This is a genomic window from Thalassobacillus pellis (assembly GCF_016908295.1).
Taxonomy (GTDB): domain Bacteria; phylum Bacillota; class Bacilli; order Bacillales; family Halobacillaceae; genus Thalassobacillus; species Thalassobacillus pellis.
The window spans coordinates 610,042-632,952 of the sequence record NZ_JAFBDO010000001.1; the positions used below are offsets into that span (position 1 = coordinate 610,042).

The following is a 22,911-nucleotide window of genomic DNA, read 5'->3' on the forward strand; positions in this document are numbered from 1 at the left end:
AGAAAAGACCCAAGGGAAAGGACTGAAATCGTATTGAAAAAACAGCTTTGGCTATGGTCTTTGATCATACTGCTACTTCTTGTATCGTTACCTGGTTTATATGAAAGATGGAACTCGGAAACGGAAAACGACACTTTTGAATTCATTGTTCCTTATCAAGATATACATGACCTGACAGTTGATAACAATATGAGTTTGGATCATGCCCTTTCAACATTAGAAGAATCCGGACTAACTACCGTGAGTCTTGCCCCATCCACCTTATCCTCGTGGGCAAGACAGGACATATTAACGATGTATGGACAGAAAGAACTGGAGGAAAAACTGGAGTTACTTGGGGTTAAAGGAGATTACAAACAAAAAGAACAAGGGTTTTATATCACTGTACCTGAAAAAGAATACTATGTAGATAAAATCAACGAAACGTTTAATCCGAAAGAAGTTACGATCAATGGTCAAGAGCTTTATTTCATTTCTGATAAAAAGGGTGAATTGCCCCAATACCCCCTTGGATATAACCAGAAGGCTATCGACAAAATAAAAGAAAACGGCCTGAATTACATATTGCGGTTAGAAAATCATGAAGATCCAGCGTTGAATGCGCAAGCTGTCGAAGAAACTGTTGAGCTGAAAAATGCTGCATTCAGCCGGGTGTTATTTTCAGGTGTAGAAGTAGTCGGTTATCCTGACGTTTCTAAAATTAAAAAATGGGGCGAACAGCTTAATAAGGCAGGTATTGGCTATTATATGATTGAAATGGCCAACCAGCATGGACTGCAAACCGTAGTCAGACAGTCTGATTACGATGTGATACGCCTCCACAGTCTAAGCTTAGGGACACGCACGATGGAAGATAGTGTAGATACAACAGTACGTGCCGTTAAGGAAAGAAATATTAGAGCGATATTCTTTCATCTGAAAAATGATGAACCTTCAGAAACATTGAAAAATGCGTCTCAATACATGGAAACTGCCATCAATAAAATGCCTGACTATTTTGAGACGGGCGCCCCCGAATCTTATAACAAAATCAATACACCTTGGTGGATGACTGTTTCTCTCTTGATTGCAGGCACATTATTGTCCTTCCTGGCAGCAAGTGACATTCTCCACAACAAGCTTGGAGTTGCTGCTCTAATTTTCATGGGGCTGCTATCCATCGCTTATCTTTTATTAGGGTCGATCATGTTAATCAAAGGATTCGCTCTGATTGTAGCTGTCATCACACCTATTTATGCAGTTGCAGCTACAGCTGAAGGCTCGACAAAAACTGGAAGGATCACTGTACAATATTCGAAAGCAATAGGCATCAGCTTTGCCGGAATCGTAATAGTCACCGGCCTGTTAAACGGTGTTCCTTATGTTACGGGATTCGAGCTGTTTCGTGGTGTGAAGCTAGTATATATCGTCCCAATTTTATTCTTTGTCATTTATGCGGTATGGGATAAAATCCTCTCCCTTTACAAAGAAAAAACATTTATGAATATATGGAATAGACAAATAACCTATGGCCATCTTTTTATTATCGGTCTAATTGCCTTTGTTTGTTATTATTATATTTCACGGACTGGCAATGCTGGATCGGTATTGGCATTTGAACTATGGGTGCGACAAAAACTGGAAGAATTATTATTCGTAAGACCACGAACAAAAGAATTTCTTATTGGTTTCCCTTTTTATCTGCTGGCGTTATATGTCATGGGGATAAACAAAAAATGGGGGGTATTCCTTCTTGTTCCTGGTGTTATCGGATTCTTGTCCATGATGAACACGTTCACCCACTTTCATATACCTTTGTATATTTCTCTTCTGCGTACAGCTTACAGCCTGGCATTTGGCTATGTCATCGGCATTATTGCCATTTACTGTTTTAGATTCATATTCCGTTATCTTTCCAAAGTGCTTAGAACGAGGTGGTCATGATGCATATTGTATTATCCGGATATTATGGTTTCGATAATGTGGGAGATGAAGCGATTTTATTTTCTATCGTTCAGGCACTGAAAGGTATTAATCCAGATATTAAGCTTACAGTCCTATCGAACAACCCAGAGACAACCAAGGCTACCTATGGAACTGATGCAGTAAACCGTTGGAAAATCAAAGATGTCATTTCCGCGATAAAAAGTTCAGATGGTCTGATTAGCGGAGGTGGCAGCCTGCTTCAGGATGAGACAGGCATGAAATCCATTCCTTATTATGCCGGAATCATGAAAATTGGACAGTGGCTAAATAAACCAGTATTCGTATATGCGCAAGGAATGGGACCAATAAAACAAGGCCTCAGTAAATGGATGGTCAAGAAAACCTTAAACAAGGTGGACCTGATTACTGTGCGTGATGAAGATTCGAAAGCACTCCTTGAAAAGATCGGTGTAACAAAGAGCTCTCAAGTGGTGCCAGATCCAGTAATGAGCATTGATGCACAATCATTTACCAATGAATGGCTTAAGAAAAATGATGTCCCTTCTTCCTATATTGCCGTGAGTATCAGGGATTGGTCCACAACCGTAGATTACAAAGTGCGAATTGCAAATGCATTGGATCACCTCGTTCAGCAAGGAAATACCATTGTATTTGTCCCAATGCATGGAAAGCTTGATGAGATAGCTTCCTATGATATTGTAGGTATGATGCGTGAAGCCAGTTATGTTGCTCCAGGGGATGCCTCTATTCAGGAAAAAATTTCATTGATCGGACAGTCTCGTCTCTTGATTGGAATGAGGCTTCATTCATTGATCTTTTCTGCTATTAATCATACGCCGTTTGTAGCTATTTCTTATGATCCTAAAATTGATTCCTTCTCTTCTATTTGCGAACAGCCGGTTGCTGGACACGTCGGAGAAGAAAATTGGGACAGCCAGGCAATCATTACACAGGTAGAAAACATAATGGCAAACGAGGCAAACCATACTGACCTCATCAGGGGTAAGGCAGAAGTACTTCAAAAAGAAGCTTTTTCTACTCCTCAATTGGCGGTCAATCTATTTTCTCAGTCAAATCTATAACACTATCAGAAATTTGTTGATTCTCACGAATTTGCTTGCCGCAGGGGTACAGCCTCTCGCTCATAGATTCACTACTAAAGAAAAGTGCTGTCCCATGAGTCTTTAATAGAATAATTGGGGCAGCCTTTTCTGTATTGTTGATACCGGAAAAGTGTGGCTGGGAAACGATTCTCTGTCCACGGGGAAGACGACAAGTCTCCCTCTCCTGTAGGAGTGTCATCGTTTCCCTGATCAAATTGACAATCGAACAATGCAAAAATCTTCTTTTTATATACGAAAAAACCACGAAGAAAAGTCACCTTCTTCGTGGTTTTTTGTTTCTAAGAAGCCTTTTGGGACAGCCCTTTTCTAAGCTTGGTAGTTATTCAGTGGCTTCGCACGAACCCGAGCTTTTTGTGCGTGAAAATTTTCTAATTTGGAGGAGCTGGGAAACTTCGAATCATATTATAAATGATTGACAATCCAAAGAAGAGATAGGTTGCTATAATTATGGTCAGTACTTTATTAAGCCCATTATTGACTATTATCGCCACCGCAAAAAATAAAAAAGAATATTTTAGTGGATTTCCCCAATAACCTGCACCTAATACAAATTTGTATATGGCGTATGAAAAAGTGATCAGCCACAATCCAACAAAACTGTAATACGATATCTTCATGAAATCAGCCTCAAATCGTTCCTAGGACCATTACGACTAAAAGTCAACTTGAACGCTTATACTGTGTTCTTTTATTATTCTTCGGCAGCTTTTGCTGTTCCGCCAGTTTCCCGAAAATAATCCAATATTTCGGAACGAAGTGAAAAGTGAGCCTCACAACAGCCCAGCTGGCTGAACTGATTAATAAGAATGTGATGACCTGCCAGCTATGATATTCAAGCGGACTGCCCCCGGGGAATAACGCTCTTGCTCCCATCAAATATAGGGGATGAATCAGATATATTCCAAACGAGGTTGCTCCAATTTCCATAAATATCATCTTTGATCTGGAACTGAACTTCTTATTCGCTCTATGCGCCAGGTAAAACAGCACCAAACCAGCTAATAAGGCATGTGTTGCCCAGGTAAACTCACTGATATAGCTCGTAACAAACTGAGGGAGTGAATCGGCTATTGCCTTATAACCCCCTACTCTGACCAAATACATATAACCTGTGTAGAGCATCACTATTGCCCCGTAGCCTATGAAAACCGGAATCAACACTTTGTCCTTATACTCGGGCTGCTGCATCTTGTTTTTGATATCAAAGTAAAAAATCCCAAGATACGCCCCGATAAAATAAAAGGATAAATACGATAACGAAATAGAACCCTTCAAGGTAATATGAAAGTAATTTTTATTTAAAATCACCCAGACCCATTGCAAAGTTATCCCAATCCAGATCGCATGGTAGCGTAAAAACGTTAATTTCTTAAACAAGATCAATAGCAGCGGGAAAAGTAAATACAGCTGGACACTGATAAATACAAAATATAGATGTGGGTGGTTTTTACCTAAAGCTAATAAGTATAAAAATCTGCTTGCAGCGTCAGTGATGCTTCCGTAATCATAATAGACATACCATTTTATCAAAAAATACAACAGGGAAAATAAAATGTACGGTACAATAATAAACTTCAGGCGTTTTTGATAAAATCGTTTGATTAATTGAAAATCCGTTTTTCTAGGATAGTAATTATAGAACAATACGAAGCTGCTGAGCATAATGAATGTCGGTGTCCCCAATTTCCCAGCGATATTCAGAAAATTATAGATCGGGTAAAGCAAAGAATCAGTTGGTACCTGTGTCACTCCACTGGAAGAGGAATGTACAACCAACACAGCTAAGATGGCAAAAGCCCTGGCTAATTGAATTTCGTCCAACCCATTCTTACTTGTTACATGATTCAATTTCATCACCTGCAATACTTGGATTTTCCCCATTTACCCTTTCATCCAAGTAAAGCAGCCCCTCCATTACTATGCAGGGGCGTATGTGAAAATCATGTAGAAGCAATTCCTTCTGGAGACGTGTTCAGCTTCTTAATAGCTTCTTCTTTATATTTTTTCTTTTCTGCTTTTGACATTTTTTTGAATTTATTTAAGAATTCCTCATACTTAGGCAGAACTTCCTCAGCAGGTCCAAATTCTTTCACTCCGCCATATTCCAGCCAGAGCACTTTTTCACAAAACTTTTTCATCTGCCCAATCGAGTGACTGACAAAGAACATTGTTTTGCCGCTTTCTTTGAACTCATGCATTTTGGAAAGGCTTTTTTCTGCGAATGCTTTATCACCAACGGATAATGCTTCGTCAATCAGCAGGATATCAGGGTCCACCGTTACAGAAATAGCAAAACCGAGCCTTGATTTCATCCCGCTTGAATATGATTTTACCGGCTGGTCAATGAACTTGTCTATTTCAGCGAATTCAATGATATCGTCCTGAAGTGCTTCAATTTCTTTTCTGCTGAATCCAAGCATTAGTAGTTTCAGTTCAATATTCTCACGCCCGGTAAGCTTGTTATCAAGCCCTGCATTAACAGCAATCAAGGCTGCTTGTCCTTTCACCTCGACTGAACCTGAAGTTTCAGGTACAATGCCCGCAATTATATTAGAGAGCGTGGATTTACCTGAGCCATTGACACCTACGAAACCGACAATGTCCCCTTCATCCACGTCGAAACTGACATTCTGTAATGCATAGAAGTCTTCCCCATAAGATTTGCGGGGAACAATTAAATCAAGCATACGTTCTTTCTGATTGTCGAACAGCTTATATTTTTTCGTTACGTTTCTTACGATGACTGATTTAGTCATGATGATCACATCCATTTAATTATAGAAAGTCAATGAAATGTCTTCGGAACCTGACATGCAGCATGGAACCGACCAGGAATAGTAAAGCAACTACACCTATAAAATATAAAGTATATTGCCATTCTTCGATAAAGTACCAGCCTTGGCCAATCAACGAGTGTCGATAACCCTCGACGATATAGTAGAAAGGGTTGATTTTCATGATGATTTTCAACCATTCTTGATCTAATGAATCTACATTCCACAAAATAGGTGACAGGTAAAGTAACATTCTCAGGACTGCCTGAAGCAGCATCTGGACGTCACGGATGATAGTTGACAATGTGGAAGTAATCAATGATATCGCAAATAATAAAGATAAGACAGCTATAGTATATAATGGCAGCTGAATATAGTAAATATTAATGGGATAGCCCAAGAACTGCAACAATACAATCACAAGTCCCAATAGCATCAAATGCGGATAAAATTTAGAAAAAATCACGTAATTAGGAATGACACTCATTGGAAAATTCATCTTAGAAAGCATTCTAATCTTTGTGTATATCGATTTAGATGCCTGTAATATCCCCTGGTTGATCAAAAACCATACGACAATACCAGCGAGCATCCACTGAAAGAACGGAACTCCGTCAATCCCATCCCGTCCTCTGATACCGAATCCGAAGACAAACCAGTATATCGCAATTTGGATCGCCGGGTTCAATAGTTCCCAAAAAACACCCAGGTAGGTGTTCATGTTAGAGCTTTTCATTTCATACCATGATAGTCTTCTTACAAGGTAAAAATATTTGATTTGTTCTTTTAAAACGATAAATGCAGCTTTCATAGCAGGTCCTTCCTTGATTGACTGTTCGTCATAACTCATCAAATTATACTAATAACCTTCAAAAAACTCAATGACACTTTCTTTACAAAAAAAAGACGGCCGGCACATTCATGTGGAGTACCGGCAGAGTCTTTAGCTGTTATTTGAAAACCTGGTTAACTACACGTTCCGTAGATTCCCCGCATTCCCATGAACAAAACCTTTCATGGAATTCCTCAAAGTCATCTGGCAGCACGAAACCATTCTTATCCAGTTTCTTGATTTCGCTGATCACTTCCCCCGTGGTCTTAGTCAGTGGGCCAGGAGCTTTTTTCTCAAAATCAAAATAGAAACCACGAAGCTTATCACGGTATTCGTCAAGATCATACACGTAAAAAATCATTGGTCTTCTCAAATTGGCATAATCAAAAAATACAGACGAATAATCCGTAATCAATATGTCTGAAATTAAGTAAAGCTCTCTGATATCTTCATAAGTGGACATATCGTAAGCAAAGCCCTGATAAGGGGATAAATCAAAATTTTCTGCAATGAGATAGTGCATCCGCAGAACGACCACATATTCCTCACCAAGTTCCTCTCGCAGCCTGTCCAGATCAAGGCTTAAATTGAAGCGATATCGGCCTTTCTGATAGAACTGGTTATCTCTCCAGGTTGGGGCATACATGATAACTTTTTTATCTAATGGGATATTTAACTTTTCCTTTATCTTATCAATATCTTCCTTGTTATTATGGCTATAAAGGAAATCATTGCGCGGATAGCCTGATTCGATCATCTCTTTATCGAATCGGAAGGCTCGCTCAAATATCTTCGCGGAATATTCATTAGGAGCCACCAAATAATCCCACTTACTCGATTCCCTCGTAAAGTTTTCCTTATACTTTTCCGTATTTGTACCAGGCATATGAACTTCTTCCATATCAGCTGCCAATCGTTTCAATGGCGTACCATGCCATGTTTGCAAGTATTTGGTGCCTATAGGTTTATGCAGCCATAGTGGCAGCCTGGCATTGGTCACCCAGTACTTTGCTCGCGGCATCGTCAACAGCCATTTCAGGGAAAACCTTCTGATCACATCCAAGCCTTTTTCACGGAATAATTGAATATGCCTCCGATCAGCACTCCAGACTAATTTATACTCCGGATGATGATCTTTCATATATTCATAAATGGCTCTTGGACTATCACTATATTGCTTACCGTGAAAGCTCTCAAACATGACCAGTTTTTTGTCCTTAGGCATAAAACTGAAAATGCGGAAGGCAAACTGATAGGCTTTCAATAACCGCTTACTTCTTCTGACTTTGGTAATCGTCTTTCTCGTGTTTTGGACAAGTTCTTTTTTAAAGTTTCTTTCCATTGATGAAACCGAAAGGAACTTCGATTTTTTTGTCGGCTTGATACGGATGTCTACTTTTACATCGTTGATAATGAAGGAATGCTGCTGACGTAACAATTCCTTATCCTTATTCCGGTATTTAAGACGTCCGCTTTCTATCCACTCGTTTCCGTTTTCCGTCTGGACATTTGCCTCCACATAAAACTTGAAATACTTTTTGTCCGTTAAATTCACGTGGGGCTTCAAATCAAATGAAGCTTTGAAATACTTATCCAGCTTGTTATGTTCTTCGTCAAAGCCGAGCTCGAACGGAATTCGTAATTCTTCTTTATCACAATTATTTCTGATAATAAGGTTTGTTTCTATCACTGAGTCAGAATCCCTGGAATAAGGCGGGAAGTCAAAATATCCTTCAACCGTTAAAGAGCCATCACCGTCAAGGAACACATGATTAATACCGGCTAAAATGCGATAATCTTTGATAGCAAAAGAAAAATTTCCTTTTTTAGTAATGTAAGGGTAGAATATTTTTTCTTTGCTCTCCAGAAGTTGATAAGACAACTCCAAGCCGCCTTCTGTTGCTTTAATACGCTTTCTCTTAGATTCTTCCTCGGAAATTTCTCCATGGAGATAAACGTCCCAATACAAACCATCAAGGAGAAGTTGTTGGTGGTTTTTAAAATTAAGTTTACCTTCAAGTAACTTGTACTCTTCTCCTTCTTCTACCACTTTGGTTTCGATAGGGAGTTCTTCCTCCGTACTTCTATTTCTAAGAAGCAAGGACCATGTTTGTACATTTTCAAAAAACGTTTCTTTCATAGAAATTTGAAATTGGTAATTCCCGCTTTGTTGTACTAAGGAAATTAAGTGACCGTGTTTATAGGATACATTTTCCATCAGGAATACTTCCCTTCTCTACTTTAAAAATCTAACGAATATTATAAGATTTCCTTCAATTATTTTCAAATTTACCTCACCTAGACCCGTTTCCTTGCTTTTAGACTTTTTTTAACCTGTTGAAGCAATACGGAAGCATAATAAGAAATTAAAAAGATAAAAGGAGTAAATCCGAGCCCCCACCAAACTGTATCTTTCAACTCTTCCCATTTCCCCAGTGTCAGGATGGTAAGCAGAAGACTGATAAAAAATGCATGAATCACATAAATTCCTAATGTATTCTTTCCTATCTTATTAAACCATGTACCTCTCCCTAAATGCGGAAATCTTAAAGCAAGTAAAAGCATGAAGAGGACTAGCGGAATAGTCATGATAAAGTAGTTACCCACCTTTCCGCCAAAGTTGTAATAACTGATGTATGCTTCCACAACCTGCAATGCTGAAAATGTAAATAATAACAGCACCATCGTAAAAGTGTTGATCTTACGAGCTTTCAATTGCAAGCTATTTTTATATTTGGCACCAACTGCTCCTAGGGCAGTGTAAAACAGACCAAAAAAGAAAGGATCCCTTGTCTGAATGTTCAATTCATAAAAGAAATTGTAGGATTGTCCAAGAAGACCAATCATGTTTAGCACAAAACTTACTAATAACAGTACTTTAACCAAATTAAACCGAATGAAAATATATAGAATTGCGGCACACCAAATCAATGCGTATAAATACCATAAATGATAGTGTGTTTCACTTGCACCGTAAAGAATGGTCTGCCAATGGAAGAACTCTAAGAAATATCCCTTCCATACCGTTAATGCAGCACCAAGGGTCTTCTTTTCAGCAAGCAAATAAAGACGTATCATATCATATATGAAATAAAAAAGGCTCCACGTCAGTAGTATCTTTCCTAGTTTACCTAGGTATTTTTTAACGTAATCTAACGGGCTTTCCGCTTCACTCGTCTTATTCATTAGGAAGAAACCAGCTACCATAAAAAAATACGCAACTCCGAAACGGAAAAACGCGTCCACTACAAAATCTAAATATTCTCCTTCCCCAGTATGCTGAAAAGTTCCTGTATGAATAGCTACTACACCAAACATTGCCAAGAACTTAAATGTGTCGAAGGTTTCATTTCTTTCCATGGCCATTCACTCCTGAGCAATTCCTCGAATTTTGTCACCAAATACAAGTATAAGAGGAAAGCTCACTAGTTCGCATGGTTTAACTCCACCTTTTAATCGAATTATTAAAATTGCAATCATTCGTTAATCTCTTTGTAATATTCATGGACGTTACCCTTAGAGATAATGTAGAGTTGAAGATAAAGGGATATTTTTACTGTTTATATTTAAATACGGTAGGAAAAGAAAATTAGTAGTCGAACATTATCCATGCATTACCTTGATGAGCATGAGAGAATAACAGAATAATAATCCTTAAGAAAAGCAGGTGAATCACATGGCTGATAAACATACGATGTACTTCTTAATCAATTCGATTGATCTCGCACGCGGTGGGTTAACAAGAGCATCCTTAAAACAAGCTTCTACTTTTGCTGAAATGGGTTATGATGTCGAAATGGTCACGTTCAATTATAACTTGAAATATTCGAAAATAAGGAAAAAACTAGTTGAAATGGGGAAAGTTCACCCTGATGTTACCATTCGAAATATGTATGAAGAACTGGAGGGAAACAATGAACCTGTAAATTCAATCCCCTCCCATAATAAAACTTCACTCAAAGAACTAGCAGATGGAGGAGCTTTGGATAAAAGAAGCGGATATAATAGTTACCGAGTTTATAAAAACGGGCTATATATAAAGTATATCGATCTTGATAAAAACGACACTCTAAACTTCATCGATTATTTTAATGAAAACCGGTACCGAACTAGTCGAGTTGAATATGATCAGGCGGGAAACATTCGTCGTGTCTCTTATATGGACTTTCAATATAATAAGCCACGACAAATCATTCATTATGACCCGTACGGAAATGCCTATCTATCCCAGTGGGAAAATGCAGAAAAAGGAAAAATCCAAAGAATTAACATTTTTAATCCGAATAATGGCGAAGTGGAAAAAACTTATTTCAACGATGATGACTTAAAAGTCGCATGGCTTGAAAAAATTCTTAAAGAATCAGAAAATCCAGTGGTTGTATCGGATACACGGAGCACTGATTCTGTGCTAGGTAAACTGGATAAATCAGCGGCGACTAAAATTTGGCGTCTACACAGCTGTCATGTGAAGTATCCATTCCAAAAAGATGGCGAAATTGTGCCCAAAGTTAGAGATGCTATAAAATACTTGGATAATTACGATGGGGCTTTCGTTTTGACAGAAGAACAAAAGAACGATCTTGTACAAAGATACGGTGGAGAATCTTTCTTCCATGTCGTCCCACACTTTCACGAAGAAAAAAAGCGTAACTTTTTGAAGGAAATGATAAAGAAAGAGAAGAAAAACGAAAAACTTGGTGTTATTATCAGCAGATTATCTACACTTAAGCGTATTGATCATCCTATTAGAGCTTTCAAGAAGGTAGTACAGCAAATGCCGGAAGCAAAACTGGAAGTTTGGGGGACAGGTACTGAAACCGAAAAGCTGGAAGAACTTATTAAAGAACTTGGGCTTGAAAATAATGTAAGTATGAAAGGATATACCCATGATCCTGACCTTATTTATCAAAAAGGACTATTTTCCATATTGACCTCAAAAACAGAAGGTTTCGCATTATCTATTTTAGAGAGCATGGCCAATAAGACACCTGTTATAAGCTATAACATTAAATACGGACCAAATGAGTTAATCCAACACGATCAGACAGGGTTGCTAGTCGAAGACAAAGATATTGAAGGGTTAGCTGAAAGTATGCTTTACATGTTTAAAAATCCTGAAAAAACCAAAGCGATGGGAGAAGACGCAGCTGAATTTGTAAATGAAAAATTCAGCAAAGAAAATTACAAGGAAAGATGGATAAAGTCCATCGCAGCAACCCAGAAAAATAAAAAGTAGTTTTTAGTAAAGCATTCTCACTTTAAGAGAATGCTTTTTTTGTGAAAATAGATATGGAATTAATAGTCTTTTAGATGGAAGTATAGCAATTTCAAGTGGGGATTATATGGAAATTATTCCATTACATAGGTTCTTGTATTCTCCATACAGGACAAGTATAATAAAATATGATTAACTTTATCATTATAAATGTTTAATATTATGATAGTTTAAAGGAATTGTTAATTCTATGTTAACCTCATGACATAAATGGGTATTATAATGACTAAGTGTGAGAGCAATATTATTCTAGAAAATTGGCGAATACTGATAAATAGATTAGGAGGAATTATAAATGAAGAAAGTTATCACATACGGAACTTTCGATTTATTGCACTGGGGGCACATCAACCTGCTTAGCCGTGCCAAGGAATTAGGTGACTACTTGATTGTCGCTATTTCTACTGACGAATTTAACGATATAAAAAATAAGAAGGCATATCATAGTTTTGAAAACAGAAAAATGATTCTAGAAGCAATTAAATACGTGGATGAAGTCATTCCAGAGGAAGATTGGGAGCAAAAAGTACAAGATGTCATTGATCACGATGTTGATGTTTTCGTGATGGGTGATGATTGGAAAGGGAAGTTCGACTTTCTGGAAGACCATTGTGAAGTGGTCTATCTCCCTCGTACTGTTGGCATTTCTACTACAAAAATCAAAAAAGACATGCTTAAAGTAAATAATGGTTAGAGAAATTCTAGTGAGTGCCTATTTGATTTTCTTTCAAATAGGCTTCTCTCTTTTCAAACTATTTCCCCTAAGGAAGAAAACAGTATTTGTAGCTTCTTTTGGGGATAATATTTTGTATGTAGAAAAAGCTCTAAAAAAACGGTACAATGGAGAAATAGTGATACTGAAGGATCCTTCCTGCCGTATTAATTTCAAAGAAGACGAATACGTCAAAGTCCTCCCATTCGATATAAGGAAACATCCATTCACCTATATTCTCGGAATCTATCACCTGGCTACATCCCGTCATGTTTTTGTAGATAACTATTTCGGGTTTCTGGCAAGCGCCACCTTTCGTGATTCAGTTACATGTGTTCAGCTGTGGCATGCAGCCGGTGCTGTGAAAAAATTCGGACTTAAAGATCCGACGGTGGAATTCCGTCTTCCTAAGGCCAGAGAGAGATTCCTAAGTGTTTATCAAACGTTTGATCAAGTGGTAGTAGGCTCTGAAAAGATGGCAACTATCTTTAAGGAAAGTTTCGGAATAGACGATCAAAAAATCATGCGAACTGGGATACCAAGAACGGACTTTTTTTTCGAAAACGAAAAAATGAGCAGAATCAAGAAGGATATTGAACATAGGTTTCCTTTAATAAGCGGCAAAAAAGTCATTTTGTATGCTCCGACCTTTCGGGATAACGAATTGAAAAAACAGAAGATCCGTTTAAACTTGGAAAAACTACGCACACATTTAAAAGATGATTATGTTTTTCTTATCCGGCTTCATCCAGCAGTCCAGGAATCTTTCGATAATCCTTATCCTGATTTTATTATGGATGTGACCTCTTACCCAGATGTTAATGAATTATTAGTTATAACTGATATATTGATTACCGACTATTCTTCTATTCCTTATGAGTTTGCATTATTAAACCGACCAATGATATTTTATGCATATGACTTCAAGGAATATACAAAGATGAGAGGTTTCTGGGAGGATTACTTTGACAGCCTGCCCGGGCCAATTCTCACTTCTACTGACGATGTTTTGAAAACCATCCAAAATCGTTCCTTCAGGTTGGATGAAATACACGAATTTGCCAGTACATGGAATCAATATTCTAATGGCAATTCCAGTGAAAAGCTTATTGAGCAATTATATGATTAAGTATTATTTAGACAAGGAGTAACAGCATGAAGCGAAAAGTATTGGTGAAGAGAAAGCGCCGTAAAAGATTATTAAGAAGAATTGTTACCGTATTTGTTTTAGCGCTGCTCATTATAACCGGTGGCTTCACATATCTTTATTATCAGACAAGCCAGGCAGCAGACCAGTCTTACAACGATTTGAATCGGGAGAAATCAAAGTTACGCCAGGATACGGTTTCCATATCCAATGATCCTGTTTCATTCCTATTATTAGGGGTCGAAGACTATGCTACCAGTGGTGCAAACGGCAGAGCAGACACGATTATGGTGGCTACTTTCAACCAGACTAAAGAAACAATGAAATTAGTAAGCATTCCCAGGGATACACTAGTTACAATAGCCGGAAAAGGTACAGAAGATAAGATCAACCATTCTTATGCTTTTGGCGGAGCTAAAATGACTATAGAAACAGTAGAGCAATTTTTGGATATTCCGATTGATTATTACGCCACGATCAACTTTGAAGGATTTGAAAATATAGTGGATATTGCTGGCGGAATTCCAGTTGAAGTACCTTTTGATTTTACAGAAAAGAACGCTGATGACTCAGAGATACTTCATTATTACGAAGGACCTATGGTTTTAAACGGAGAAGAAGCTCTCGGCTATGCAAGAATGCGCAAACAGGATCCACGGGGAGATTTAGGACGTGCTGATCGACAAAAACAAGTTCTGAAAAGCTTAATTGATGAGCTGACTAAGCCTAGTTCTGTTATGAAAGTTGATGAATTAACGGAGGAAGTCGGAAAAAACGTAACGACGAACTTGAAAATTTCGGAAATGTTAGCCTTTTATAAACAATATAAAGACTTCAATGTAGATAATATTGAACAATTGACTTTAGAGGGTGAAGGAATCAGGTTGAACGGCAGATACTATTACAATATCTTCGATTCCTCTTTAGCCGAAATACAACACACCTTGCGCAGTCACTTGGAAATTGAATCTACGAAAGAAACTTCTTATAATAATGATTCCTATGAAGATAGCAATTATTAAAATGAAGTGCGGGCCTGCCTGCACTTCATTTTTTTCGTAAAAAAAATAGGCTGCTTATAGCCTATTTTTTACGAAGATGTACGCTTTTTTTTCTTTTTATCATCTTTATCATCTTTATTGTCTTTATTGACTGTTTTAGCTGCCGTGTTTTTGACTGTATCAATAACAGGTTTCCTACCACCCTTTACTACACCTGTCATTTCAGCAAATAAATGCAGAATAAATACAATCAGAAATGTAATTCCAAGCGCCAATGCGAAAGACGCATAAGAAAAGAAAACAGCCAAAACTCCGAAAAGTGCACTAAATGCATATATTATTAGTACAGTCGTACGGTGACTGAACCCTGATGCGATCAATTGGTAATGGATATGCTGGTTATCTGCCTCTAATACAGGCTTCTTATTTATTAGTCTTCTTAAGATGGAGAAAAGCGTGTCGAAAATTGGTATTGCCAAGACCAGAATAGGAATGACAAAGCTGAAGAATGTAAGACTTTTGAACAGTCCTAACATGGATAATACGGCAACCGAATACCCTAAAAAAAGGGAGCCTGTATCACCCATGTAAATTTTAGCCGGATAGAAATTGTGAAATAAGAATCCTATATTACTTCCGATAATGGAAATACAAATCAATATTACTGCCATCCTGCCATCAATAAAAGCCATGACGGTTATGCTGGTAAGAGCAATTGTTGAAACCCCTGTAGCAAGGCCATCCAAACCGTCTATCAGATTGATGGCATTTGTTATGCCAATGATCCAGAAAAAAGTTACAATGACACTAACAAAAATATTCAACTCAATCATCCCATAAAGGGGAATGGTTATATTGTCAATCAGAAGTCCAGAGAAGATAAGGATGGATGCTGCAATAATCTGCCCTGTCAGTTTCACCAATGGCCGAAGCTGATAACGGTCATCCAGTAGGCCTGTCACCATAATAATTGTGGCGCCAATGCTTATTGGTAAAAACTCTGGGATTTGAGGTCTCAGATACAATAAAGCGACTACCACACCGGCAAATATTGCAACTCCCCCCATCCTTGGAGTTATAGTTGTATGTATTTTCCGTAATTCGGGATAATCCATTACCTTCCACTTCACGGCTAATTTACGAATAGGAAAGGTCAAAATATAGCTTGTCAGTACGGCGAGTATAAATGCAATAATTAGGCTTGTAATATCAAACATAGGAGACCTCACTTTTGTAAATTATTGAAAATAACTAGCAAATCACTTTTATTTTACATGATTCAACAAAAATCATAAAGTGAATTTTGCCTGTCTCCTAAGATATTTACATTTTCTTTAAAAAGAATTAACCTAACTGTTGCTTAAGCTGTTCAATGACTTCCTCTGTCGTCTCAATTTCAGCTGCTTCACTCTGCCTGATGATGTTCTGCAGAACCTCACTGAGATCTACTTTATCATTCATAAGTTAAACATCCTTTTTTATTTTTTTAAACTTTTAAGTAACCAGTTTATTTTCCATATATGGAAATACTTTTGATTCATGCTCTTCCGCTCGTCCCTTGCGTGCGGAAGAAATGCTTTTCGGGAACGTTTTTCTTCAACCCTTGTATAATTATATGATTTAGAGGTCGTCCGTGTTTCTTTATTGAGTATATTCACTACAAAATACGGGTTGAAACTTGCTTTTTTGACTGCTTTCGTAATTTTCGGTATCTAGAAGCATGCAAAAAAAGACATTTTGCCATGATGGCAAAATGTCTTTTTAACCTATTTCTTAAGCACGTAAACGTTCTCCCTGAGAAAAATGGGTGAGCATGGAGTAATCTGCTTTATGCTCCCTGTCTTCCTTGGATAATTCTAATAACTCCTCAAAGTAGCGCTTGCTCTCATCAAAGTTGTGCATGTAATAATATTTGACGCCCAAATAATGAAACATGGCTTTGTCAAAGATGATATTTTGTTTAAGAATGGGATACTTGTCCAGAAAGTAACACAGAAAGTTATCCTCCAGCCACGATGCATGGTCAAAGCGCTGCTTTTTATAGTGGTAGACCGCTAGTAACAGGTGGTATATCACCTCTTGCTGCAACGAAGGAATCGGCTGATAACTTTCAATTCTTACGATCAGGTTTTCCATGTTACCTTCATCGGATTGCAGTTTCTGCTGAAATTCTATCAGAAGCTGATGCAGACACGGATTGACCTCTTCATGCTCTTCAAAATAAGAAGCCGGTCTATCAAACACAGTGGAGAGACGCTGGATACTCGATGGTGGCAGGTGGACCATCCCTTGCTCTAGCATGTCCAATTCTTCGACGGGGATGTCCAGCATGTCGATTGTCAGCCCGTTTATGTTACACAAATAATCGATTCTCGACCGTAAATTCACTTTGTGTACTCCCCCTTGGCAGTTGATAACTTAAACTTATCATACTGTCCATGAAAAGCTTGTCGAGTTATGGAAAGGTTTTCAGTAAATTCCGAAAAGTTTTCGACATTTGGTGTGCATTTCCCGGGAAATATTTATATTCCGCATAAATTATTTCCTTCTCAGCGACGCTGCCGTCGAATTGTTGAAAGAAGTACTATCGCTATGACAGCAAACGACGCTCCGACAGCATCCAGCACAACATCCCCCGCATATGGTGTCCGGTTCGGCGTCAATCCCTGATGCCATTCATCCGTGATGGCATATAAAACCGTGCACACCCATGCTAAAGTGACGCTAAGACTCCGTTTAAAAGCTGTTGTTTTCGTAAAGGCGTAATAAAAAAGAACGGCCAAAATCATAAATACTGTCACATGGGCTCCTTTACGGATAAAAAACTCGATAAATCCTGCCGCACCGAGTGTAGCAACACTTACTTCTTCCTGGTGATAAACGAAGCTGATTCCATCCAAAAATGGCGTAATAAAAGTTAGGTCAAAGCGCTCAGAAAGGAATGGTTTCATGTTCTGTTCTTGATACGGCTGGGAGGAAGAGTGGAAAATCACGCCCATCCATAGGATCGGTAATAGCCAATATTTCCATTTTTTCAATCATAGACACCCATTTCTATGTAGGAGATTGAGAAAGACCTGCGAGGTATATTGGCCTGCAGGTCTTTTTATGCTTCTTTTTCTTTCTCTAATTTGATATGAAGCTTGTGCTGAAGCTGCTCGTATTTACCTGCTTTATTGGGGTCGCCGTTCTTTTCATACAGCTTAATCAGCTTCTGATAGATTTCGTCCAGTTTGCGAAGATTGGCAAAGTAATCTGCGGCCTTTTCATATATCGCAATCGCCTCTTGGATATTATCTTCTTCTAGTATATCTGCGTCCAGCATGTCGGCGAGCATGTTCTCTTCCTCATTTTTGGCAATCTCTTTAGCCTTATTCAGGAAACGTGCTGCCTGATCATGGTTTCCTATGTGGAAGTAATTTCTGGCGAGAGCATGGTAAGAGAAAAACAGTTCATCATCGAAGCCGCGAGAAGTTTGCCAGTCAATCGTCTGATGATACATGGCTATGGCATCTTCGTAGCGATCCTGTTTTCCATAGAGCACTCCCAAGTTATGATAAAGCCTCGCCTGCATCAATGGCTCAAGCTCCATTTCATTGAGTTTTTCAAAATAATAGATGGAGGTCGGGTAACTGCCTTTAAGCAAATGAAGAACGCCTAAATAGTTCAGTGCAACTGATAAACCGCGGTTGTGATGGAGTTTCCTGCTGAAGCTTTCCAGTTCTTTCATATAGTGAATCGCCTGGTCATAATCCTTGTTGTTCTTTGTAATAAGAGCAAGGTTCTGCATGACAGACACCACTTCATCGGGATCGTTTGATTTCTCCAACAGCCGTTCGAAATAGTCAAGTGATTCTGCTGCATTTCCCTCAAAGAAATATTTCACCCCAAAGTAGTAGAAATACGCCCGCTGGAAGGCGACAGTTTCTTTTAACATCCGGCGATCCGGCAGCATGATAGCGAGATAATCTTTTTCGATTTGGGCTGCTTTAGCAAGTTGATTCTCTTTATAATGATAGACGGCTTTCAGGAGGTGAAAAATGACTTCCTGAACAATAGAATTTATGGACATCGGCTGATCCAGGTCCCTCATGCGCTGCGCGGCACGTTCATCATTGGTGAGCAGTTCGTGTTGCAGCTGTTGGAGCTCACGATGTATCGTAAGATCATTTTGTTCATAAGCCGTCAAATAAGCAATTGGAACGTTCCATTTTTCTGCTAGAATCGCAGCCAGTTCATGACGGAGCGGCAGCTTCTTTCCCAACACAGCCGACCATTCCACTTCAGGAATCGGCCATGTGTTCAAGTCCGGTTCTATTTTGTTATAGGTTTCAATCAGATAAGTTAACCGCTTCCCGATGTTCATTTGGAAACCCCGCCTTTTATGCTTGTCCTATGCTTCCTTTTCTTTTCGCATTTTAATGTGTAATTCTTTATAACGCCTGCTATACAGACTTGCTTTCTCTTTTTGACCAATTCTTGTATAAAGCCGGATAAGTACCGGATAAATATCGTCCAATATAGTCGCTATACCACATGTCGCAATCGTTTCGTACATACGGATTGCTTCTTCCGGATGCTTGTCTTCCTGCATTTGTGCTTCAATCATTTTTGCGAGCATCCGTTCTTCTTCATTATCAGCCTGGTGATTTGCGAGATTCAGATAATAATGTGCCTTTTCCTCATCCCCATTGAGGTGATGATTCCGGGCTAGAGCGTGACAGGATAAAAACATTTCTTCCTCTATATTATACGCCTTCCGCCATACTACCGCTTGCTCATACATGGCGATCGCTTCTTCAAATCGCTCCTGCTTCCCATACAGGACGCCTAAATTATGATAGAGACGGGATTGCATTAAAGGATCAAGCTCCATTTCGTTTAGCTTTTCAAAATAGTAAATCGACGTTGGATAGCTTTCTTTTAATAAATGGAGCACCCCGAGGTAATTCAGGGCAATGGACAATCCACGTTGATGATTGTGTTTTCTGCTGTACTGTGCCAGGTCTCTCATATAAACGATCGACTGGTCGTATTCTTTGGTATTCTTTGAAATCAGTGCAAGGTTTTGCATGACTGATACCACTTCATCTGTATCTGATGTTTTTTCCAGCAAACGTTCGAAATATTGCAGGGACTCTGCTGTCTTCCCTTCATAGAAATACTTCACGCCGAAATAATAGAAAAATGCTCGTTGAAACGCAATGGTTTCTTTCCATATAGTGTAATCAGGCAGCATTAAGGACAAGTACTCCTGTTCGATTTCGGACGCTATCGCAAGTTCATTTCTCTTATAATGATAGACGGATTTCAGCAGGTGGAAAATGACCTCCTGAACAATCGAATGGATAGACATTGGCTGATCCAGCTTATTGATTCTTTCCTCTGCGTGGGAATCATTTGTCAGCAATTCATGCTGAAGAGCCTGCAATTCCCGATGGATCGAAAGGTCATTTTGTTCGTAAGAGGTTAAATAACCAATGGGAACGTTCCAATTATTAGCAAGTATGGATGCAATTTCATAACGCAAGGGAAGTTTTCTTTCCAAAATGGCAGACCACTCTGCAGCTAAAACCGGGCCTTCCTTGAAATCTGGTTCTGTTTTGTTGTAGGTGTGTATCAAGTAACGTAAACGTTTCCCGATATTCATAGTAGTTTCCGCCCTTTATGCTTGTTTCGACTTTTTTCCGTCTGGCTGTACCTCTATCATTTGAAGTATAACATACCAGAAACACGGAACATTCTCTTGAATATGCTCCAATTGGTTTTTATTTCCATTTTTAGTTTCAGAGTATTTGATAACGCTTTCTTATTAATAAATTGATAACTCATGGAAATTCCAAATTGGAGCTGAATTATAAAGACTTGAAGGTAAAAGGGGTTGATTCATTAGGCAAGGGTGAATGAATTCTATTTTCTTTATGGAATTTTCAAAACTAAATGTTTCTCCAATTAATAGAAACGTTTCCATGGAAACATGAAATTTCTCTTCTTTCTATGTATTTTCATGTCTATTATACTAGATATTTTGACAATTTATTACACTATATGATAGCACTATCGACAATAATAACAAATAAACGTGAAAAAATCACCCCGGGAGAACCATTTTCTGGTTCTCCCGGGGTGATGGCTTTTTTTCTTAGGCATATGCGTGTGTTGGGGTGTCTTCGTATATATCTTCCTGCATGTCAATGAAATACTTCTGATACCAGACTAGGAAAACGTACACAGTCCAAATGTAGCGCTGATGGTTGGCTTTGTTTTGGTAGTGTTCGTCCAGGAAACGCATCAGTTCATCGGTATGAAAGAATTCTCCGGCCATTTGTGATTGGAATAATTCTCTCACGCGGTTATAATACTTTTCCTGCCTGAGCCAATGTCTGATTGGTACAGGGAACCCTACCTTCTTTCGATTAGCCCATTCTTCCGGTAAAACCTCCAACGCAGCTTTTCGGAGCGCGTATTTTGTATCTACGTTGTTGACGCGAAGATGGGCAGGTATTTCTCCGGCTGTTTTCATGACTTCTTTATCCAGGAACGGTACACGGAGTTCGAGCGAATGAGCGGAACTCATTTTGTCGGCTTTCAATAGGATGTCTCCCGGAAGCCAGTGCTTGATATCGATATACTGCATTTTTGTAACATTGTCTTTACCGGCGACTTCCTGATAAGAACTTTTCGTAATACTTTGTACGGACGGAGATTTCTTAAAATCTTCCTTCAGAATTCGTTCCGCTTCCTTTTCTTCAAATACCTTCGCCTGTCCGATGAATTTCTCTTCGACCCGCTGTCCGCCTTTCACTAGAAAATTCGTCAATCGATTGCTCGGAAATTTCTTTGCAAGGTTGGACACGGGACGTCTTAAGGCAAACGGCAATTTTTCGTAACGCTGCATGACAGGACCAGTCTTATACCAGTCATAGCCACCGAATATTTCATCCGCACCTTCGCCTGACAGTACAACTGTCACGTGCTCACTTGCAAGCTCTGCAAGGAAGTAAAGCGGGACAGATGACAAGTTGGAATGGGGCTCGTCCATATGGAATTGAATAGTAGGAATCGCGTCAAAAAATTCGTCTCCTGTAATCAGGCGCCGATGATTCTCGATTCCCAGTATATCGGATAAATCTTCTGCCAGATTCGTCTCATTGAATATCCCTTCATGCTCCTGGAAACCGACCGAGAACGTTTTATTCGGTTGCAGCAATGCCGTTATGTAGCTGGAATCGATGCCACCGGATAAAAATGAACCAACTGGAACGTCACTGATTTTATGATAACGGACCGATTCTTTCATGGTCTCTTTGATTCGTTCAATATAATACTCCAAATCGTTATCCTTCGAGTCAAATGTCGGCTGCCAGTAGGGCCTGACTTCTGTTTTACCATTTTTATAGATCATATAGTTCCCTGCCTTCAGCTTATAGACACCCTTGAAGAATGTCTCGTCTAAGACAGGATACTGGAAAGTAAGATAAGGTTTCAGTGCTTGTCTGTTCAGTTCTTTCTTAAAGGAAGGATTTTTAAGAAAGGATTTAATTTCCGAACCGAACATGAATGATTCATCTGATGTATGTTGTGTGTAGTAGAGCGGTTTGATTCCGAATGGATCTCTTGCTATAAACAGCATATCCTCATTTTTATCCCAGATTGCAAAAGCAAACATTCCTCTAAGCTCCTGCAAAATTTCCGTGCCATATTCTTCATAACCATGAATGATCACTTCACTGTCAGCACGGCTCTTGAACTGATGCCCTTTCGCGACAAGGCCTTCTCTCAGTTCTTCAAAGTTATAGATTTCACCATTGAATACCAGGACGATGCTGTTATCTTCATTAAACATCGGCTGATTGGCTTCGTGGGTCAAATCGATGATCTGCAGCCGCTGGAATCCAAGCGTGACGCGTTCATCACTGTATTCCCCAGAGTTGTCCGGTCCGCGGTGCCCGATCGTCCCGACCATTTCTTTGATGATTTCTTCGTGATGTTTACTATGACCTGCATTCGTGAATCCTACAATACCGCACACATTTGTCCCTCCATTTTTTGTTGTATATCAGATTTGTCGTTTCAACAAATTTTTGGTTACATGTATTTTTTTGTCACTCATACCAATT

At 38.9% G+C, this 22,911-nt stretch carries 17 protein-coding genes; 6 read left to right on the forward strand and 11 right to left on the reverse strand.

Annotation, left to right across the window (positions count from 1 at the left end; translation table 11 throughout):
• The first annotated feature begins 33 nt into the window (after window positions 1-33).
• Entirely contained in the window at window positions 34-1,923 is a 1,890-nt protein-coding gene (locus JOC33_RS02880) for a DUF5693 family protein (RefSeq protein ID WP_205090772.1), read from the forward strand.
• The gene (gene csaB, locus JOC33_RS02885; protein ID WP_338054462.1) at window positions 1,920-3,008 is read left to right on the forward strand and encodes a polysaccharide pyruvyl transferase CsaB; all 1,089 of its coding nucleotides are present in this window, start codon (window positions 1,920-1,922) and stop codon (window positions 3,006-3,008) included. The genes JOC33_RS02880 and csaB overlap by 4 nt, the downstream gene beginning before the upstream one ends.
• Before the next feature lie 702 nt (window positions 3,009-3,710).
• Here the strand turns inward: csaB and JOC33_RS02890 are convergent.
• The 5 genes from JOC33_RS02890 to JOC33_RS02910 form a co-directional block, all read right to left on the reverse strand.
• A complete protein-coding gene (locus JOC33_RS02890) occupies window positions 3,711-4,931 on the reverse strand; it encodes an acyltransferase (RefSeq protein WP_205090773.1) in 1,221 nt (406 codons plus the stop codon).
• Window positions 4,932-4,990: 59 nt separating this feature from the next.
• Window positions 4,991-5,806 carry a teichoic acids export ABC transporter ATP-binding subunit TagH gene (tagH, locus tag JOC33_RS02895; RefSeq protein WP_205090775.1) on the reverse strand — a complete coding sequence of 272 codons (816 nt, stop codon included), beginning with the start codon at window positions 5,804-5,806 and terminating at the stop codon, window positions 4,991-4,993.
• A gap of 19 nt (window positions 5,807-5,825) precedes the next feature.
• Window positions 5,826-6,635, reverse strand: a complete 810-nt coding sequence (locus tag JOC33_RS02900) for an ABC transporter permease (RefSeq protein ID WP_205090776.1) — start codon at window positions 6,633-6,635, stop codon at window positions 5,826-5,828.
• 139 nt (window positions 6,636-6,774) lie between these two features.
• Window positions 6,775-8,874: a CDP-glycerol glycerophosphotransferase family protein gene (locus JOC33_RS02905; RefSeq protein WP_205090777.1), complete on the reverse strand. Its 2,100-nt coding sequence runs from the start codon at window positions 8,872-8,874 to the stop codon at window positions 6,775-6,777.
• Between the two features lie 80 nt (window positions 8,875-8,954).
• Complete coding sequence (locus tag JOC33_RS02910) at window positions 8,955-10,016, reverse strand: acyltransferase (RefSeq protein WP_205090778.1); 1,062 nt, start codon at window positions 10,014-10,016, stop codon at window positions 8,955-8,957.
• A 316-nt stretch (window positions 10,017-10,332) separates the two neighbouring features.
• On the opposite strand from JOC33_RS02910, the gene JOC33_RS02915 reads away from it, so the two are divergent.
• The 4 genes from JOC33_RS02915 (at window position 10,333) to JOC33_RS02930 (ending at window position 14,812) form a co-directional block, all read left to right on the forward strand.
• On the forward strand, window positions 10,333-11,892 hold the full coding sequence (locus JOC33_RS02915) for a glycosyltransferase (protein WP_205090779.1): 1,560 nt from the start codon (window positions 10,333-10,335) through the stop codon (window positions 11,890-11,892).
• A gap of 334 nt (window positions 11,893-12,226) precedes the next feature.
• On the forward strand, window positions 12,227-12,625 hold the full coding sequence (gene tagD / locus JOC33_RS02920) for a glycerol-3-phosphate cytidylyltransferase (protein WP_205090781.1): 399 nt from the start codon (window positions 12,227-12,229) through the stop codon (window positions 12,623-12,625).
• Window positions 12,618-13,772, forward strand: a complete 1,155-nt coding sequence (locus JOC33_RS02925) for a CDP-glycerol glycerophosphotransferase family protein (RefSeq protein ID WP_205090782.1) — start codon at window positions 12,618-12,620, stop codon at window positions 13,770-13,772. The genes tagD and JOC33_RS02925 overlap by 8 nt, the downstream gene beginning before the upstream one ends.
• 26 nt (window positions 13,773-13,798) lie before the next feature.
• Window positions 13,799-14,812 (forward strand): LCP family glycopolymer transferase, encoded by a 1,014-nt coding sequence (locus tag JOC33_RS02930; protein WP_205090784.1) that lies wholly within the window; start codon window positions 13,799-13,801, stop codon window positions 14,810-14,812.
• 68 nt (window positions 14,813-14,880) lie between these two features.
• On the opposite strand, the gene JOC33_RS02935 is transcribed toward JOC33_RS02930, so the two are convergent.
• The 6 genes from JOC33_RS02935 to asnB form a co-directional block, all read right to left on the reverse strand.
• Entirely contained in the window at window positions 14,881-16,008 is a 1,128-nt protein-coding gene (locus tag JOC33_RS02935; RefSeq protein WP_205090786.1) for a glycosyltransferase family 4 protein, read from the reverse strand.
• A 556-nt stretch (window positions 16,009-16,564) separates the two neighbouring features.
• A complete protein-coding gene (locus JOC33_RS20640) occupies window positions 16,565-17,179 on the reverse strand; it encodes a tetratricopeptide repeat protein (protein WP_205090790.1) in 615 nt (204 codons plus the stop codon).
• A gap of 161 nt (window positions 17,180-17,340) precedes the next feature.
• A complete protein-coding gene (locus JOC33_RS02945) occupies window positions 17,341-17,829 on the reverse strand; it encodes a VanZ family protein (protein ID WP_205090791.1) in 489 nt (162 codons plus the stop codon).
• Window positions 17,830-17,897: 68 nt separating this feature from the next.
• Entirely contained in the window at window positions 17,898-19,157 is a 1,260-nt protein-coding gene (locus JOC33_RS02950; RefSeq protein WP_205090792.1) for a tetratricopeptide repeat protein, read from the reverse strand.
• A gap of 27 nt (window positions 19,158-19,184) precedes the next feature.
• On the reverse strand, window positions 19,185-20,441 hold the full coding sequence (locus tag JOC33_RS02955; protein ID WP_205090794.1) for a tetratricopeptide repeat protein: 1,257 nt from the start codon (window positions 20,439-20,441) through the stop codon (window positions 19,185-19,187).
• A gap of 492 nt (window positions 20,442-20,933) precedes the next feature.
• The gene (asnB, locus tag JOC33_RS02960) at window positions 20,934-22,823 is read right to left on the reverse strand and encodes an asparagine synthase (glutamine-hydrolyzing) (RefSeq protein WP_205090796.1); all 1,890 of its coding nucleotides are present in this window, start codon (window positions 22,821-22,823) and stop codon (window positions 20,934-20,936) included.
• Between the last annotated feature and the right edge of the window lie 88 nt (window positions 22,824-22,911).

What these genes read in the sequence shown, in the direction of transcription:
- tagD (WP_205090781.1), top strand. Translation starts at nt 12,227, where the DNA reads ATGAAGAAAGTTATCACATACGGAACTTTCGATTTATTGCACTGGGGG.
- JOC33_RS02890 (WP_205090773.1), bottom strand. Translation starts at nt 4,931, where the DNA reads ATGGGGAAAATCCAAGTATTGCAGGTGATGAAATTGAATCATGTAACA.
- JOC33_RS02950 (WP_205090792.1), bottom strand. Translation starts at nt 19,157, where the DNA reads ATGAACATCGGGAAGCGGTTAACTTATCTGATTGAAACCTATAACAAA.
- JOC33_RS02900 (WP_205090776.1), bottom strand. Translation starts at nt 6,635, where the DNA reads ATGAAAGCTGCATTTATCGTTTTAAAAGAACAAATCAAATATTTTTAC.
- csaB (WP_338054462.1), top strand. Translation starts at nt 1,920, where the DNA reads ATGATGCATATTGTATTATCCGGATATTATGGTTTCGATAATGTGGGA.
- JOC33_RS02915 (WP_205090779.1), top strand. Translation starts at nt 10,333, where the DNA reads ATGGCTGATAAACATACGATGTACTTCTTAATCAATTCGATTGATCTC.
- JOC33_RS02925 (WP_205090782.1), top strand. Translation starts at nt 12,618, where the DNA reads ATGGTTAGAGAAATTCTAGTGAGTGCCTATTTGATTTTCTTTCAAATA.
- JOC33_RS02905 (WP_205090777.1), bottom strand. Translation starts at nt 8,874, where the DNA reads ATGGAAAATGTATCCTATAAACACGGTCACTTAATTTCCTTAGTACAA.
- JOC33_RS02910 (WP_205090778.1), bottom strand. Translation starts at nt 10,016, where the DNA reads ATGGAAAGAAATGAAACCTTCGACACATTTAAGTTCTTGGCAATGTTT.
- JOC33_RS02935 (WP_205090786.1), bottom strand. Translation starts at nt 16,008, where the DNA reads ATGTTTGATATTACAAGCCTAATTATTGCATTTATACTCGCCGTACTG.
- JOC33_RS02955 (WP_205090794.1), bottom strand. Translation starts at nt 20,441, where the DNA reads ATGAATATCGGGAAACGTTTACGTTACTTGATACACACCTACAACAAA.
- JOC33_RS02930 (WP_205090784.1), top strand. Translation starts at nt 13,799, where the DNA reads ATGAAGCGAAAAGTATTGGTGAAGAGAAAGCGCCGTAAAAGATTATTA.
- tagH (WP_205090775.1), bottom strand. Translation starts at nt 5,806, where the DNA reads ATGACTAAATCAGTCATCGTAAGAAACGTAACGAAAAAATATAAGCTG.